This is a genomic window from Geobacillus sp. GHH01 (assembly GCF_000336445.1).
GTDB lineage: Bacteria > Bacillota > Bacilli > Bacillales > Anoxybacillaceae > Geobacillus > Geobacillus zalihae.
This window is the reverse complement of sequence record NC_020210.1, coordinates 773,200-787,761: the sequence shown is the minus strand read 5'-3', so window position 1 is coordinate 787,761 and position 14,562 is coordinate 773,200. Positions and strand designations below refer to the sequence as shown.

The following is a 14,562-nucleotide window of genomic DNA, read 5'->3' as shown; positions in this document are numbered from 1 at the left end:
GTGATGACCTGTGAGGGACTTGAACCCCCGACCCCTTCCCTGTCAAGGAAGTGCTCTCCCACTGAGCTAACAGGTCATATCGCTTTCAAACACATTTTTTATTATATATATGCCTTCCTCGTTTGTCAAACACTTTTTTAAAAAAATTAGTGTTCATCATGAAAAAAGGGAAAGCCCGCGCCTCCCCCTTATCGAAACAACCCGCGCTCAAACGGCTCGAGCAAGAGCGGAATGTACTGGCGGCGGGCGGTTTCGTATTGTTCCATGATCCGGCGGCGGTGTTGTTCCGCGAGGGCGACGGTGTCGATCAAATCTGTTTCAAGCTGCGGGCTCGCGGTCGAGACGACATACCGGTCAAGGCCGAGCAAGGCGGCGAAGTCGAACACTTTAAACCGGTAGCCGAGCATGACGGCCGGGACGCCGGCGGCCAGGGACAACAAATTAGCGTGGAGTTTGAAGTTGACGGTGGCGGCAAGAGGCTGAAGCCGCTCGATGAACTGCCGTTCGTCATATAGTGCGCGGTCGAAGGTGACGCGCTCCGGGCAGTTAATTTTTTTGTACAGCCGCTCGCAGGCGGAGCGGTCGTTCGGCCAGACGATGTACAAGTGAATCCGGTAGCCGGAGGCGATCCACATTTTGGCAGCGCGGGCGAGGGTGTCTTCGACGAGTGTTTCGTGTTGGCCGAATAGGCGATTGTATGTCGTCCCCCAGTTGATGCCGATCGTTTTTTCTTTGTTTGGCGGTTCGGCTGAGGCGGGAGTCTGCAATAACAGCCCTGGATCGCCGATGACGCGGACGTTTGCAGGATAGGCGCCTAACGTTTTTAATACCGCTTCGCTGAGCGGGCCGCGAATGCCGGCAAAGGCGGCCGAGGCGAGGACGGTGCGGAACAGCTCGACGTCGTTGGCGGAAAAGTGGCGGTGAAGCGCTGGCTTAGCGCCTGCACACAAGGCGTCGGTTTCAGCTTCACCGATCCAGTCAATGCCGCTTCCCCATATCCATATTGGTTTTCCAGCTTCGTGCGCCTCTTGCAAAACGGCCATGTAGCCTGGAAGCAAGAGCGAACCGCCGCCGAGCACGACGGCGTCGTACGGGCTCGTATCTTTCCAGTTGACCTTGGGCGTCGATGGGATGATTTGAACGTCCGGGGCGTATTGGCGGGCATAGGAGGCAAAAAGATTCCATAACAGCTCGTCGCCTACGTTTTGAAAGCCGATCCAACCGATATACAACACCTTTTTCATCATGACGATTCCCCTTTCAACAAGGATGCATATACGCCAAGCACTTGGTCGACACACGTTTTGATATGAAACTGCTGTCTCACCCACTCCCGTCCGGCCGTGCCTAGTTGTTCGCGGTATGAGGGGGAGGCAAGCAGCCGTTTTAAGTCTTGGGAAAGAAGATAGCGGCTGCACCCTTGGCGCGAGCCGTGATCGCCAAAGTAACACTCCCATGCTTCGGCATAACCGCTTGGCTCGACAACGCCGAAGTAGCCGTGGTTGCCAGCGGCGAGCACCGGTTTGCCGCATGCCATCGCTTCTAGAGCGACACGGCCGGTGCCGACAACAACGTCAGCGAGTGAGTAATACACAGCCATATCGCTTTGTTCGCCAACGAGATGGAGAAACGACTCGCGGCACGTTTGGTGAATGAGGCGGACAAGGCTCTGCACGTCAGAAAAGCGCGGGCCGTCTCCGACAACGACGGCGTGCAAGGTCGGAAACAGCCGTTTGACATCTTTGCACGCTTTTAAAAACATAAAACAAATGCCAGCTTTCGCCCAGGCGAGGCGGCTGCTATAGACGATGACCAAGGCGTCGTCCGGGATGCCAAGCGTCTGCCGCCCTCCGCGGCCGAGCGGGGCAAACTCGTTCGTGTCAATGCCGTTCGGGATGAGAACCCGTTTGGAAATGAGCGGGACAATATGCCGCTCGACGGGCGGACTGACAGCAATCGCAGCAGAAGCAAGACGGAGCATCTCTTCAAGCTCGGCTGGCGGATAGTACGTGCCATGGGCGGTAAAGACGACCGGGATGCCGCGGCGGCGCGCAGCGGTGGCAGCGAGGATGCCGGATGGCGTCTGGTGGGCATGAACGATCGAGATGTTTTCCTTCTTCATCACCGCCTCAAGCTGCTGAATGAGCTGTTCTTTCCGTTGTTCGTCTATCTCGATCGCTGTTGGAAAATCGATGAAATAAATTGAACAGCCGGCTTCCCTAAAACGATCGGCCAGTGACCCGCCGCGGGCGGCGACGGCCACATGAACGCCGCGGGCGGCCATTTCTTTCGCTAGGCTGAAGGCGTGCGTTTCCGTTCCTCCAAAGTCAAGGCCATCTAGCACCATGAATACGCGCATGATCAGCTCCCTCCTTTCTTATAAAACTGGCGCGAGCGCTGTTGCGGATGGCTGCGGTAGTAGTACAAAATGTCAGGCAAATTTTCCACTTCCAGCTTGGCGTTTAAACATTTGACAATAAACTCATAATCTTCGGCGCCGCGAATCCGCCTTGTCGGCCCGCCGAGTTGGTCAAACACGGCGCCGCGGAACATGATCGTGCCGTGGCAAATGCAATGTTTCCCTTCCACATAGACGCGGCGGATGTCGCGCCCGTAAGCGAGCCAGTTGGCGGGCGTCTTTCGGTCGAAGTGTCCGTCGGGAAAGGCGGCGTAATTCGTGCCGATTAAAGCGATGTGCGGGTGCTCGTTCAAAAATTTCCATTGTTTTTCGAACCGCTCCGGATGGGAAATATCGTCGGCGTCATGGACAGCGATGTACTCACCTTTGCTTAAAAAGTAGCCGACATTGAGCGCCCCGGCAAAACCGACGTTGCGCGGGAGTTTGATATAGACGACCGGGAAGAACGGGGAATGGTCGTTCATCCACCGCTTCACGACTTCTTCGCTCCCATCGTCCGATCCGTCATCGACAATAATCGCTTCAAACTGGCGATATGTTTGATTGAACAGCCCATTTAGGCAGTCCTCAATATAACGGGATGCGTTATAACACGGAATGACGACGCTGATGAAGTCTTTTTTTCGCTCTGGCACCATCATCAATCACCTCATCCACTATATATCCATTTTTTCTCTTAACGGTGAGAGGCAATCGTTGATTTTTTAGGAAAACAGTAGAATTGTCCTATCATTTACCTGTCATTCCCCCGACAAAGTTCAACCGTTTTCCCCATGCCCGTGGCTAAAAAAATCGTTCTTTCTTCCTCGGATACGCACCCGTGTCGAATGAAAGAGCGGTGCATAACGTAGTTAACGAATGGAAGAAAAGGAAGGAGGAAGAGGCGTTGGGACATAAACATTTGCGCGAAGCAGTGAAAGAGCTGAAAAAGATCCGCAAATGGCTTGAAAAACTAGATTTGGATGATTCGGCCGTCGAACAAATTGTCTCTCTATTAGAAGCCATCGCCGATCACGGGGAAGATGCCGAACGAATTTTGCGCCGCATTCTTGATGAGGAGCAAGAACAGCGGGACATTTTGGAGGACGAGCGCGAACTGTTGCAAGCCATTTTGACCGAGTTGCGCACAGGGGCGCCACCCGCGGAAGATATTGGCGACGAGCTCGAGGACTTGATTGGGGAGAGAGTAGAAATTACGGTCAATTTCGGCCCGGTGAGCGGCACAGTCATCGCCGTCCGAAACGATTATGCCGTGCTTGAGGATGCGCTCGGGCGTTTCGTTTACATTCCGTTTGCCAGCATTCAAGCCATCACCCGTTTAGAAGGCTGATGAAAAACAATGGATTCGCTCGATTTATGAGAAATCACAAGGAATGAAGTGATGGTGTTGCAAGTTTTTTCAATTTGAGAAACACTGTTGGAGAGCAGTATTTCTCCTTAAATCACCGGCCTTTTAGACTGAAAGGAGGGAGGAGACAATGGACTTTGCGACCACATTCGAAGAGCAGCTCCGCCGCCTCATCGGGGAAACGATCCAAGTCGCGACGGACAACAACTTAATAGAGGGACGACTCACCGATGTCGAGGACGGAACGATCGAGCTTAGGGCGGAAGCGGGCGGATACGAGCGGGAAACGCGCACGGTGCTCATTCCGCTGACAGCCGTCAACTTTGTTCGGGAAGTGTAACGAAAAAAACAAAGGTATGCATCCGCCGAAACGATGCATACCTTTGTCGTTACCGCGTCGGAACGACCGATGGATGCTCATTGACAAACGACAACGCCTGCTCAAAATCGGCGATCAAATCGTTGACATCCTCAAGCCCGACGCTCAGCCGCAACAAGCCGTCGGTAATGCCGCGCCGGAGCCTCTCTTCTTTTGGCATCGCCGCATGCGACATTTTCGCTGGGTGCGATAAAATTGACTCGACCGCCCCAAGGCTGACGGCGAACACGGGCAGGCGGACGTTGCGGACGAACGTCCGGGCCGCTTCTTCATCGGCCAAGCGGAACGACAGCACGGCGCCAAACCCGTCCGCTTGATGGCGCTGGATGTCATGGCCTGGGTGGTTCTCGAGCCCCGGATAATACACTTCTTCGACCTTTGGGTGACAAGCCAAATATTGGGCGATGGCGGCCGCTGATTCAGATGACTGCTTCAGCCGGACGTGGAGCGTTTTTAATCCGCGCAGCACAAGCCACGCATCTTGGACGCCAAGGACAGCGCCAAATGCGTTTTGCAGTTTGTACAGCTCTTTTCCCAACTCTTCATCTTTCACCACGGCCAATCCGGCGACGACGTCGCTATGGCCGGCTAAAAATTTCGTGGCGCTGTGAAGGACAATATCGACGCCAAGGTCAAGCGGCCGCTGCAGCGCCGGCGTCATGAACGTATTATCCAAGAACGTCAAACAGCCGTGCGCTTTCGCCAGTTTGACGACGCCTTGAATATCGGTCACTTTTAACAATGGGTTGGACGGCGTTTCCATATAAATGACTTTCGTGTTCGGTCGGATGTTTTCGGCCACTGCGTTTAAATCGGTCATATCGACAAACGTATGCTCGATGCCAAAGCGGGTCAACACTTCCGTGATCATCCGGTACGTGCCGCCGTAGACGTCTTCAGTCACGAGGACGTGGTCGCCTCGGGACAAGAGCAAAAACGCCGTCGAAATGGCCGCCATGCCAGAAGCGAAGGCGAATCCGCGCACGCCGCCTTCTAACGCCGCGATCGTTTCCTCGAGCGCCTCGCGCGTCGGGTTGCCGGAGCGGCTGTAGTCGTATTTGCCGAATGAATCGAAATCGAACTGATGGAACGTGGAGGCATGCTGGATCGGCACGCTCACCGCTCCCGTGTGGCGATCGACTTTCCATTCATTATGGAGCAGTTTCGTTGAAAACGACCATTCCCGTTCCATCGCTTACACCTCTTTCATGTGTTTGAACGCTTGCGCCAAGTCGGCGATTAAATCATCCGCATGTTCGATGCCGACCGAGAAGCGGAGCAGTCGGTTGCAGACGCCGTTTTGGATGCGGATTTCCTCTGGAATGTCCGCATGCGTCTGCGTCGCCGGGTACGTGATGAAGCTTTCAACTCCGCCTAAGCTTTCCGCGAACGTAATGAGGCGCAAGCTTTTTAAAAACCCGTTCACCCACTTTTCATCGGCAATCCGGAATGACAGCATCCCTCCTCGCCCTGGGTACAGGACGTCAGTCACATCTTCATGTTCGCGCAAAAAGGCGCTGATGCGCTTGGCGTTTTCTTCATGTTGACGCATCCGGAGAGCCAACGTTTTCATCCCGCGAATGAGCAGCCATGAATCAAACGGCGACAACACCGCGCCGATGGCGTTCTGGTACTCGGCCAAGCGTTGACAGAGATCCTCGCCCTTGGCGACGACAAGGCCAGCCAGCACATCGTTATGGCCGCCTAAATATTTCGTGGCGCTGTGGATGACAATATCGGCGCCTTGTTCGATCGGGCGTTGAAGCACCGGTGTATAAAACGTGTTGTCAACGATCAACAAAAGCCCATGCCGTTTGGCAAGCGCGGAGACAGCGGCAATATCCGTCTCCTGCATCAATGGGTTCGTCGGCGTTTCCAAGAAAATGGCTTTCGTTTTTTCCGTTATCGTTTCTTCCACTGCATCGAGGTCAGCAAAGTCAACGTAATGAAACCCAAGACCGTACTTGCGCCAGCCGCGCTCAAACAGGCGGTACGTGCCGCCGTAAAGGTCGGCCGATACGAGAAACTCGTCTCCGCTCTCAAACAAGGCGAGCACCGTCTGAATGGCGGCCATGCCGGAGCTGAACGCATAGCCTTGGTCGCCGCCTTCCAGTCTCGCGATCGCTTCTTCGACGATTTTGCGCGTTGGGTTGCCGGTGCGGATGTAGTCAAACCCGGTCGACTCTCCGATGCCAGCATGGCGGTAGGCGGTCGAGAAATAGACGGGCGGGTTGACCGTCCCCGTCACCGTTTCGCTCCGATTGCCAATTTGCGCTAACAACGTCTCCAGTTTCTCCATCTCATCTCTCTCCTTCTGCTGAAAATTCCATCATGGATCAACGGCCGACCATTTGACGCCCAACGAAGCGCCGCTGTCTGTCGGGCAGCGGCCGAGGGCCTTGATCCTCGACGCCCCTCGGTTGAGGGAGCGGCCGCTTGAGTAAATAAAAAAAGTCTTCTAAGAAGAAGACTTTTCCATACGCACATGGTCATGCTTCTTCTTATCTGCCGAATTGAATGCTCAATTCGCTGGATTTAGCACCTGGCCGCCGGGCGGCTGGTTGCTGAAGCTTCATTGGGCCAGTTCCCTCCGCTTCTCTTGATAAGAATGAGACGCGTATTCAATTTTTCTAATTTTAATAAAAAATGTAGCGCATTCCCCCCGTTTTTGCAAGCCATTTTTTTGTGAATGGCACGATTCGGCAAATTCGCAAAAAATTCGAGCCCTTCGTTAACATCTTTTGGCGCAAATATGTTACAATAACAGATGAACTTACGCTTTCATGGAGGATGGTCATGGCGACAGCAACAGGAACGATGCGCGATTATACGCTTTACAGCAGGGAGCTGCAAGAAGAAATCGAACTGCTCGTCTACTTGCCAAGCAATTTTTCGCCGCTTTACAAATATTCTTTATTAATCGCGCAAGATGGCAAAGATTATTTTATGTATGGAAAAATGAAAACCGTCATCGAAACGCTGATGGCAGAAGGAACAATCGACCGGACGATCGTCGTCGGCATCCCGTATCGGAACGTCAACGACCGCTACGAGAAATACCACCCGGAAGGCCGAAAGCACGAAGCATACCTTCGTTTTTTAGCCCATGAACTCGTCCCGTTTTTGGACCGCGAACTGCCGACATACCAAATGGGCAAAGGCCGGGCGCTGATCGGCGATTCGCTCGGCGGAACGGTGTCGCTTCTAGCCGGGTTGTTGTATCCGCATACATTTGGGAAAATCGCCATGCAGTCCCCCTATATCGATGACTCGGTATTGGCGCGCATCCGCTCATTCCGCGATCCATCGCTCCTTTCGCTTTACCATTCTGTTGGCACAGAGGAAACAGCGGTGAAAACGACGGATGGCCATGTGCGCGATTTTATCACCCCGAATCGAATGGCGCGGGACTTGTTTATGGAAAAACGGTTTGCTTATACGTACCATGAGTTCGAAGGCGGTCATGCGTGGACGTATTGGCAGCCGGATGTCCCCCGAGCCGTAGCCGCTGTTTTATCGTTATAGGACAAAACGGAGCAACTTCAAAGATGTCGAAGCCGCCGCATCCATTCCGTGCGTTTCCTGCGCGTGGAAAAAGAACTGGTTCAAGGAGGGAAAACAAAATGAAGTACGGCATTGTGATCTTTCCGCCAAAACGGATTCAAGACTTCGCCAACTCGTACCGGAAACGGTACGACAGCCATTACGCCCTCATCCCCCCGCATATTACGCTGAAATACCCATTTGAAGCGGATGAGGAGCAAATAAAAAAAATGGCGAAAGAGTTGCGCCGCATTGCGGCGGAAACACCTCCCATTCCGATCAAAGTGACGAAATTCAGCTCGTTTTATCCGACAAGCAACATCATTTATTTGAAGGTGGAGCCAAACGACGTGCTCGAGCGCCTTCATGAACAACTGCACAGCGGCTTGTTCGCCGGAAAGCCGGAGTTTGTGTTCGTACCTCACATTACGATCGGCCGCGATTTGCCGGGCGCAGAATATGCGGACGTCTACAGCCAGCTGAAGCTGCAAGATGTGCACTTCGAGGAGACCGTCGACCGCTTCCATCTTCTCTATCAGCTGGAAAACGGCTCGTGGACCGTCTATGAAACGTTTATCGTCGGAGGAAAGGAAACGGTCTGAGATGAACATTGCGATTGGCACAACGCAAGATCGCGCTTTGTACGAAGACGCCTTGCGCGTCCGCCGGCTCGTATTCATTGAGGAGCAAAACGTGCCGGAAGACGAGGAAATCGACGCATTCGAGGACGACTCGTTCCACCTCGTCCTGTATGATGGCCAAACACCGGTCGGTGCTGGGCGACTCCGTTTCATTGACGAAGGCGTCGGCAAAATCGAGCGCATTTGCGTCCTGCCGTCCTACCGCGGCCGCGGCGCCGGACGGATGGTGATGGAAGCGATCGAACAGCTGGCGAAAACAAAAGGGGCGAAAACGGCGAAACTGAACGCCCAGACGCACGCGGAACCGTTTTACAAAAAGCTCGGCTACACGACCGTCTCCGGTGTCTTTATGGACGCTGGCATCCCACATGTGACAATGGTGAAATCGCTCGAATAACCAGCTGATTGAGCGTCCTTCGCCTACATGGCATCAAGTGCCAGGGGATCTGCAGAAACCTTTTCTTTTGCTTAGGCAGAGAGGGCAAAAAAGGGAGCTGTGCACACGCAAGCTCCCTTTCGCTTATTTTTTGTTGTTCAGCATATTGGCAATCGTATTGAAATCAATTTGCTTGCCGTTATGGACGATGGCCTTGACGATTTGGTCTTCGAGCTCCTTTGGCACTTTTCGATTAGCGATTTGCGCCACCCGTTTCACGACTTGGCGCACCGTTTTTTCGTCGCTGAAATTGGCGTTTTGCAGCGAGTTGGCGAGCTCAAAAACGTCTTTCATATTGACACCTGTTTTCTTTTCGATGTTTTTAAAAAATTGCTGATCCATCGTTCCGCCTCCTTCTCCCTGCTATATCGTATGACGCCGCCGCTTCGGCGTGCATGAAAGAAAGAAAAATACGAGCCGTTCCGTGGCGCCGAAACGGCCCGTACCGAATCCGTTTTTCTCATTAAGCGACAAACGCCGCGCCGACAATAATCAACAAGATGAACAACACGACAATCAACACAAAGCCACCGCCATAGCCACCGCCATAGCCGTAGCCGTAAGGATAACCATAACCGCAGAAGCCCATCATAATGTGCACCTCCTTCTCCGTTTACTGTATCGTATTCACCGGCTTAGCGGGGCGTATGGGCGCAAAGGCCATTTTGTCATCCAAATCGGCGGAACAGCTCGGCAAATTCCCGCTCCTTCTTCGCAAACCATTGCTCGATGTAGTCCAAGTTGCCTTGTACACTTTTTAAAAATCCATTGTTCAATTTTTCGATTTCTTGCAGCTGTTTGTTAAAGTCCTTTCCCCATTGTTCAAACAGGCGGATGAACGTTTCATGCCCTTCTTTGCGCGACGCCACCCAATTTTCGAGCGCTTTTTCCAACTCTTTGCTCACACTTTCCCCTCCTTTCTTACTGTTGTATGCAAAAACGACTGCCCGAGGTGAAGGCGTCCCCGTTCTTTTTTGCCTTGCCATATGGTAAAGTAAAGATGAACGGCAACATGAAAGGGAGGGAACGAATGTGAGACAAATTGAAACAGTTGAGCAATTCGAGGCGGCCATTTCCGGCGATAAGCCAGCGATTATGAAGTTTTACACAACTTGGTGTCCGGACTGCGTGCGCCTGAACATGTTCATCGATGACATCATCCGCGATTACGGGCAGTACGACTGGTTCGAAATCGACCGAGACCAGTTTCCAGATCTTGGTGAGAAGTACCAAGTGCTTGGCATTCCAAGTCTTCTTGTGTTCCGAAACGGGGAAAAAATCGCCCATCTGCATAGCGCCGATGCGAAAACGCCGGAAGAAGTGCGCGCCTTTTTGCAGTCTCTGCCGGAGTAAGGCGGGGCGGCGCCCTTGCGTCGCCAGAGAAGAAGGGCAACAAAAAGAGGCTGTCCGAGAAGGAAGTTTTCCTTCCCGGACAGCCAATGCGAATGAACAGACAGCTCCTTATGGATCGCCGATTGTGGAAACGGAAGCCGTCAATATTCGATTTCGTCGTAGTCTTTCGGCTGGCGCGTCAGCTGCGGGCTGTCAAACATCAATTCAATCGAAATTTCCTCATCGGTCGTCCGCGTCCGCTCGGAGCGGTCGTTCGTTTTCAATTGGATTTGAATTTCCTCATCCGTCGTTTTTGTCCGTTTGTCTTCCATCGTCTTTTCCTCCTGTGTCATCAGTTTCGCAAGAGCGGTTCGACTTTTTGCACAAGCTCTGCCATTTTTGCGGCGTTTCGTTCATACAGCGCCTTCGCCTCTTCGGAATTCGTCTGCAACGCATACAGCTCCAGATCAGCCTGCACTTTTTTCATCGCGGCCAAGAGCAGCTTTTTCTCCTGTGGCTCGGCAATTTGGATCTTATCATCGTACAAATCGATCGTCAGCTGTCCGTATGAATCGACTTGGGCGAGAAACACATTTTCAATCGCCACTCCTTGTTTGTCAAGCTGTTCCTTCAGCCAGCCGCGGCCAAGCCCCATCGTAGCGAGCGGCTCATCCAAAATCATGCCGTCCATAATGACCGTTTGCGGCTCTTTTTCCCGCGGCGGGTTTGGGAACACATCTCCAACGGTGAGCGGCTGCTTTTCCCGCTTCAGCAACACGTTCAAGTCGCCGTTTGGCTCAAGCACCGCAAACTCGACGTCGGCGACGCGGAACACATCTTTTTTGCGCAGCTGTTCGAGCAGCTCGTCAACCGTATATTTCTCCCGTTTCAAATTTTCCTCTAAAATTTTGCCGTTTTTAATAAAAACCGTGGAATTGCCCTCGACAAAATCGCGAAATTTCTTGTTGCGCAGCGAGAGACGAGCGACAGCCACTGGAAACAGCGACCAAATCAAAATGCTGGTGATGCCTTCTTGCAACGAAATTCCTAAATCGACCGACATCGTTCCAGCGATATCGCCGACGGTAATGCCGACGATGTATTCAAAAAACGACAATTTTGATAATTGCTTTTTGCCGAGAATGCGGGTGATCACAAACAACCCGATTAAAATGCAAATCGAACGAATGGCGGTTTCTAACCATATAGGCATCGATCATGCTCCTTACTTTCCGTGGTATTGCGGCTCTTCGAACTCGAGCCGGCCGATCCGGTCTTTGATGTCCGCGATGATCTCCTCTGTCGCAAGCATCGCTTCATGAAACGTCCGCTGCGCCGTTTCATCCTGGGAAGTGAGCGCCAGCTGTTGCAGCCCAGCGTGAATGCCTTTTAAGCTCGCCAACGTTTGTTTCACCTGCGAAGCAACGGTCATGGAAGATCCCTCCTATCCTTTCGGGCGGAACAAGAGCGCCCCGATAAACCCAAAGACGATCGCCGCTGAGATGCCGGCGCTCGTCACTTCAAACATGCCGGTCAATACGCCGATAATGCCGTGTTTTTCCGCCTCTTGCATCGCGCCGTGAACGAGCGCGTTTCCAAAGCTCGTAATCGGAATCGTCGCCCCGGCGCCGGCAAAATCAATGAGTGGCTCATACAAACCGAATCCATCCAAAATCGCCCCGACGACGACGAGAATCGTCAACGTATGTGCAGGTGTCCGTTTAAACACATCCATCAAAATTTGCCCGATCACGCAAATCAGCCCGCCGACGACAAACGCCCAAAAAAACATAGACAACACGCTACGCCTCACCTCCATACTCGATCGCCACCGCGTGGGCGATGCATGGAATCGTCTCGTTTTGCTGGAACGATAGCGGCGACAATAGCGCTCCTGTCGCGACTGCCAAAATGCGCTTCAGCTCGCCGCGCCGCATCCGTTTGATGAGATGCCCGTAAACGACGACAGCGGAACAAGCCGCCCCACTTGCGCCGGACAAAACCGGCTGCCCATCGCGGTAAATGAGCAGCCCGCAATCTTGGTAGCACTCTTCATCGATGTCAATGCCGTGCTGACGCAGCAAGTCAAGGGAGACTTGGCGTCCGATTCGCCCTAGATCGCCGGTGACGATCAAATCGTAATACGATGCATCGATTTGCATGTCGCGCAAATGCGCCTCAATCGTATCGACCGCCGCCGGCGCCATCGCTCCACCCATGTTGAACGGGTCGGCAAGCCCCATATCCACAACGCGGCCGATCGTCGCCGCGGTCACGCGCGGCCCGTCCCCTTTCGGGCTGACGATCGCCACGCCAGCTCCCGTTACTGTCCACTGCGCCGTCGGCGGCTTTTGCCCGCCGTATTCCGTCGGGTAACGAAACTGTTTTTCGACGGCAGCATTGTGGCTTGAGGCTCCGGTTAATATATAATCTGCCCCGCCGTAGTTGGTAATAAAAGCGCTTAGCGCCAGCCCTTCCATCGAAGTGGAACAGGCGCCAAAAACACCGAGATACGGCATGCCGAGCGTTCGGGCAGCAAAGCTTGTCGGGGTCATTTGGTTGATCAAGTCGCCGGCGATGAGAAATTGCACGTTTTCTTTCTCTAGGCCGGCTTTTTCCATCGCCTGAAACGCTGCTTCTTCCATGAGCACGCGGTGCGCCTTCTCGTACGACTCCTCTCCGAGCCATAAATCTTCGTGAAGAAGATCAAAGTCTTCCGCGAGGCGGCCGTTCGCCTCAAACGGCCCGCCGACCGCCGCTGTTGCGATGATTGCCGGCTTGTTCGCAAACACCCATGTGCGGTGCCCTTTCAGCATTACAATCCCCCCCACTGGGTCGCAATCGTTTTGACAAGGGCGATAACAAAGGCGGCAAACGTACCGAACAAGATGACCGATCCGGCGAGCTTGAACATGTTCGAGCCGACGCCTAACACAAATCCTTCCGTCCGGTGCTCAATCGCCGCCGAGATGACGGCGTTGCCAAACCCTGTCACCGGCACGGCGCTTCCCGCCCCAGCGAATTGAGCGATCCGGTCATAAACGCCAAGCCCAGTTAAAATCATCGACAAAAAGACCATCGTCGCCACCGTCGGATTGCCTGCCGTTTGCTCGGTGAAATCAAAGAAGTACATATAGAAATAAGAGATCGCCTGCCCGATCGTGCAAATGATTCCGCCAACGAGAAACGCGCAAACACAGTTGCGAACGATAGGGCGCTTCGTTTCCCGCTCTTTTTCGAATAAATGATATTCCTGCTGAACCGGGGTCAGCTTTTTCCGTTTTTCATTCGCCATAATGACACCTCTTATGTTTGCTCTTTGCTTAGCTTTTCAATGCGCCTGATTTCCCGATTGACTTTTCGTTCATCCCAGCGTCGATTGTCCATGTTGGCTTTTAATTCCTTCGTCTTCCAAAAAATTTTCAAATCGCTCGAGGAAACAACATCATAGCCAGGAAACAGGTCGCGCAGTTTTTGGTCAATGTCTTTCTCAATTTGTTTTCGACTCCACCGCTTCATATGGGGAATTTGATAAGCAATGAGCAACCGATCCCCGCTGTTGACCGCCACCACGTCCCGAACATCGTCGCGCCCGCGCAAATAGCTGGCCGCCCGCTCGGCCGGACCTTGGTTCAGCTCCGCATGTTTCGCCGTCCCGGACGTTTGGGTTCTCAGCAGGTTTGCCCCTTGCAGCGATTGTTTTTGTTCCGTTTCTTCTTTGGCGCAGCCGCCGACCGCGATCATCGCAACGACGGCCGCCAACCACCATTTTTTCATCTTCATCAACCCATTCGTTTTTATGTATTTCCGCCAAGTCGGGAAAGGTTGGCGTGCTGTGCCAACCTTTCCGCCTGAACCATCCCATTCGCTTCAGCGAAGGTTATTGTTGTTTATATTGTGGCTCTTCGTTTTGAATTTCTTGCATGCGCGAGTTCACCAAATCAATGACCGCCTGCGTTTGTTGGGCAGCTTGTTGGTAAAGCTGTTTCGCGGCTTGGTTTTCGGTTTGCAAAGCAAACGTTTCGAAGCTCGCTTGAGCCGATTTTAACCCCGCCAATGTTTGTTTCACTTGTGTTGCAACCGTCATGATTCATGTCCTCCTTATATGGTGTAAGATTGGTGGTGACAATGTTTAGAATGGTTTTTCGCCGCCAAATTATAATTGTCATTTTCTGCAAAACGTTCTGCCGCCTTTCCAGCCTTTCCGGGCACGAAAAGGGCGCCTTCTGCAGGCGCCCATGCGGTTTACGACTTGTTATCAACTTTATCGGAATAACCGCGGCCAAGCGACGGGTTGTTTAAAATGCCGGCCATCACCAAAATGCTTAATAACGCATGATACAACTGTTCATACTTGCCAAGGTCGATGTCGACGCCAAACGTCTCCAGCGCCAGTACGACAAACGACCCGACCCCGAGCCAAAGCCCGTAATTTTTAAAACGCTCCACCGTTTGCGTCCCCCA

General features: G+C 53.0%; 22 protein-coding genes, 1 tRNA gene, 1 pseudogene and 1 riboswitch. Of the genes and pseudogenes, 6 read left to right on the top strand and 18 right to left on the bottom strand.

Annotated features, from left to right (window positions below):
- Positions 1–4 precede the first annotated feature (4 nt).
- The 4 genes from GHH_RS04040 to GHH_RS04025 all read right to left on the bottom strand — a co-directional run bounded on the left by GHH_RS04040 (position 5) and on the right by GHH_RS04025 (position 3,057).
- Positions 5–76, bottom strand: a tRNA-Val gene (locus GHH_RS04040).
- Positions 77–188: 112 nt separating this feature from the next.
- The gene (locus GHH_RS04035; RefSeq protein WP_015374191.1) at positions 189–1,244 is read right to left on the bottom strand and encodes a polysaccharide pyruvyl transferase family protein; all 1,056 of its coding nucleotides are present in this window, start codon (positions 1,242–1,244) and stop codon (positions 189–191) included.
- Entirely contained in the window at positions 1,244–2,359 is a 1,116-nt protein-coding gene (locus GHH_RS04030) for a glycosyltransferase family 4 protein (RefSeq protein WP_015374190.1), read from the bottom strand. The genes GHH_RS04035 and GHH_RS04030 overlap by 1 nt, the downstream gene beginning before the upstream one ends.
- Positions 2,360–2,361: 2 nt before the next feature.
- The gene (locus tag GHH_RS04025; protein ID WP_015374189.1) at positions 2,362–3,057 is read right to left on the bottom strand and encodes a glycosyltransferase family 2 protein; all 696 of its coding nucleotides are present in this window, start codon (positions 3,055–3,057) and stop codon (positions 2,362–2,364) included.
- Between the two features lie 248 nt (positions 3,058–3,305).
- Here GHH_RS04025 and GHH_RS04020 point away from each other — a divergent pair, with 248 nt between their 5' ends.
- A complete protein-coding gene (locus GHH_RS04020; RefSeq protein WP_011230370.1) occupies positions 3,306–3,749 on the top strand; it encodes a hypothetical protein in 444 nt (147 codons plus the stop codon).
- Positions 3,750–3,897: 148 nt separating this feature from the next.
- Positions 3,898–4,107, top strand: a complete 210-nt coding sequence (locus tag GHH_RS04015) for a hypothetical protein (protein ID WP_011230369.1) — start codon at positions 3,898–3,900, stop codon at positions 4,105–4,107.
- A gap of 49 nt (positions 4,108–4,156) precedes the next feature.
- Here the strand turns inward: GHH_RS04015 and metC are convergent, their stop codons facing one another.
- Both metC and GHH_RS04005 read right to left on the bottom strand, forming a co-directional pair.
- Entirely contained in the window at positions 4,157–5,338 is a 1,182-nt protein-coding gene (gene metC / locus GHH_RS04010) for a cystathionine beta-lyase (RefSeq protein WP_015374188.1), read from the bottom strand.
- Positions 5,339–5,341: 3 nt separating this feature from the next.
- On the bottom strand, positions 5,342–6,445 hold the full coding sequence (locus tag GHH_RS04005; protein ID WP_015374187.1) for a methionine biosynthesis PLP-dependent protein: 1,104 nt from the start codon (positions 6,443–6,445) through the stop codon (positions 5,342–5,344).
- A gap of 199 nt (positions 6,446–6,644) precedes the next feature.
- Positions 6,645–6,755, bottom strand: a riboswitch (SAM riboswitch).
- A gap of 187 nt (positions 6,756–6,942) precedes the next feature.
- On the opposite strand from GHH_RS04005, the gene GHH_RS04000 reads away from it, so the two are divergent.
- From GHH_RS04000 to GHH_RS03990, 3 genes are all read left to right on the top strand, one after another.
- Positions 6,943–7,671, top strand: a complete 729-nt coding sequence (locus GHH_RS04000; protein ID WP_015374186.1) for an esterase family protein — start codon at positions 6,943–6,945, stop codon at positions 7,669–7,671.
- Between the two features lie 98 nt (positions 7,672–7,769).
- Positions 7,770–8,291 (top strand): YjcG family protein, encoded by a 522-nt coding sequence (locus GHH_RS03995; RefSeq protein ID WP_011230365.1) that lies wholly within the window; start codon positions 7,770–7,772, stop codon positions 8,289–8,291.
- A gap of 1 nt (position 8,292) precedes the next feature.
- Positions 8,293–8,727, top strand: a complete 435-nt coding sequence (locus GHH_RS03990; RefSeq protein WP_013146036.1) for a GNAT family N-acetyltransferase — start codon at positions 8,293–8,295, stop codon at positions 8,725–8,727.
- A gap of 123 nt (positions 8,728–8,850) precedes the next feature.
- On the opposite strand, the gene GHH_RS03985 is transcribed toward GHH_RS03990, so the two are convergent.
- From GHH_RS03985 to GHH_RS03980, 3 genes are all read right to left on the bottom strand, one after another.
- Positions 8,851–9,108 carry a stage VI sporulation protein F gene (locus GHH_RS03985; RefSeq protein ID WP_011230363.1) on the bottom strand — a complete coding sequence of 86 codons (258 nt, stop codon included), beginning with the start codon at positions 9,106–9,108 and terminating at the stop codon, positions 8,851–8,853.
- Between the two features lie 121 nt (positions 9,109–9,229).
- On the bottom strand, positions 9,230–9,358 hold the full coding sequence (locus GHH_RS17905) for a YjcZ family sporulation protein (RefSeq protein WP_013146038.1): 129 nt from the start codon (positions 9,356–9,358) through the stop codon (positions 9,230–9,232).
- Positions 9,359–9,434: 76 nt separating this feature from the next.
- Positions 9,435–9,671 carry a hypothetical protein gene (locus GHH_RS03980; RefSeq protein ID WP_015374185.1) on the bottom strand — a complete coding sequence of 79 codons (237 nt, stop codon included), beginning with the start codon at positions 9,669–9,671 and terminating at the stop codon, positions 9,435–9,437.
- 112 nt (positions 9,672–9,783) lie between these two features.
- Here GHH_RS03980 and GHH_RS03975 point away from each other — a divergent pair.
- A pseudogene (locus GHH_RS03975) lies at positions 9,784–10,119 on the top strand (thioredoxin family protein); the annotation flags it as partial.
- A 140-nt stretch (positions 10,120–10,259) separates the two neighbouring features.
- Here the strand turns inward: GHH_RS03975 and GHH_RS19095 are convergent.
- From GHH_RS19095 to GHH_RS03935, 9 genes are all read right to left on the bottom strand, one after another.
- Positions 10,260–10,430 (bottom strand): hypothetical protein, encoded by a 171-nt coding sequence (locus tag GHH_RS19095; protein WP_015374183.1) that lies wholly within the window; start codon positions 10,428–10,430, stop codon positions 10,260–10,262.
- 20 nt (positions 10,431–10,450) lie between these two features.
- Positions 10,451–11,311 carry a DUF421 domain-containing protein gene (locus tag GHH_RS03970; RefSeq protein ID WP_013523193.1) on the bottom strand — a complete coding sequence of 287 codons (861 nt, stop codon included), beginning with the start codon at positions 11,309–11,311 and terminating at the stop codon, positions 10,451–10,453.
- Between the two features lie 12 nt (positions 11,312–11,323).
- On the bottom strand, positions 11,324–11,530 hold the full coding sequence (locus GHH_RS03965; RefSeq protein WP_011230357.1) for a DUF1657 domain-containing protein: 207 nt from the start codon (positions 11,528–11,530) through the stop codon (positions 11,324–11,326).
- A 12-nt stretch (positions 11,531–11,542) separates the two neighbouring features.
- Positions 11,543–11,899: a stage V sporulation protein AE gene (gene spoVAE / locus GHH_RS03960; RefSeq protein ID WP_015374182.1), complete on the bottom strand. Its 357-nt coding sequence runs from the start codon at positions 11,897–11,899 to the stop codon at positions 11,543–11,545.
- 1 nt (position 11,900) lies between these two features.
- On the bottom strand, positions 11,901–12,914 hold the full coding sequence (gene spoVAD / locus GHH_RS03955) for a stage V sporulation protein AD (protein ID WP_015374181.1): 1,014 nt from the start codon (positions 12,912–12,914) through the stop codon (positions 11,901–11,903).
- Complete coding sequence (gene spoVAC, locus GHH_RS03950) at positions 12,914–13,393, bottom strand: stage V sporulation protein AC (protein WP_015374180.1); 480 nt, start codon at positions 13,391–13,393, stop codon at positions 12,914–12,916. Before spoVAC ends, spoVAD begins: the two co-directional genes overlap by 1 nt.
- An 11-nt stretch (positions 13,394–13,404) precedes the next feature.
- Positions 13,405–13,881, bottom strand: coding sequence for a YhcN/YlaJ family sporulation lipoprotein (locus GHH_RS03945; protein ID WP_011230353.1), 477 nt, complete (start codon positions 13,879–13,881; stop codon positions 13,405–13,407).
- Between the two features lie 97 nt (positions 13,882–13,978).
- Positions 13,979–14,185 carry a DUF1657 domain-containing protein gene (locus GHH_RS03940; RefSeq protein ID WP_011230352.1) on the bottom strand — a complete coding sequence of 69 codons (207 nt, stop codon included), beginning with the start codon at positions 14,183–14,185 and terminating at the stop codon, positions 13,979–13,981.
- Positions 14,186–14,343: 158 nt separating this feature from the next.
- Positions 14,344–14,547 carry a hypothetical protein gene (locus GHH_RS03935; protein WP_015374179.1) on the bottom strand — a complete coding sequence of 68 codons (204 nt, stop codon included), beginning with the start codon at positions 14,545–14,547 and terminating at the stop codon, positions 14,344–14,346.
- Positions 14,548–14,562: the final 15 nt, after the last annotated feature.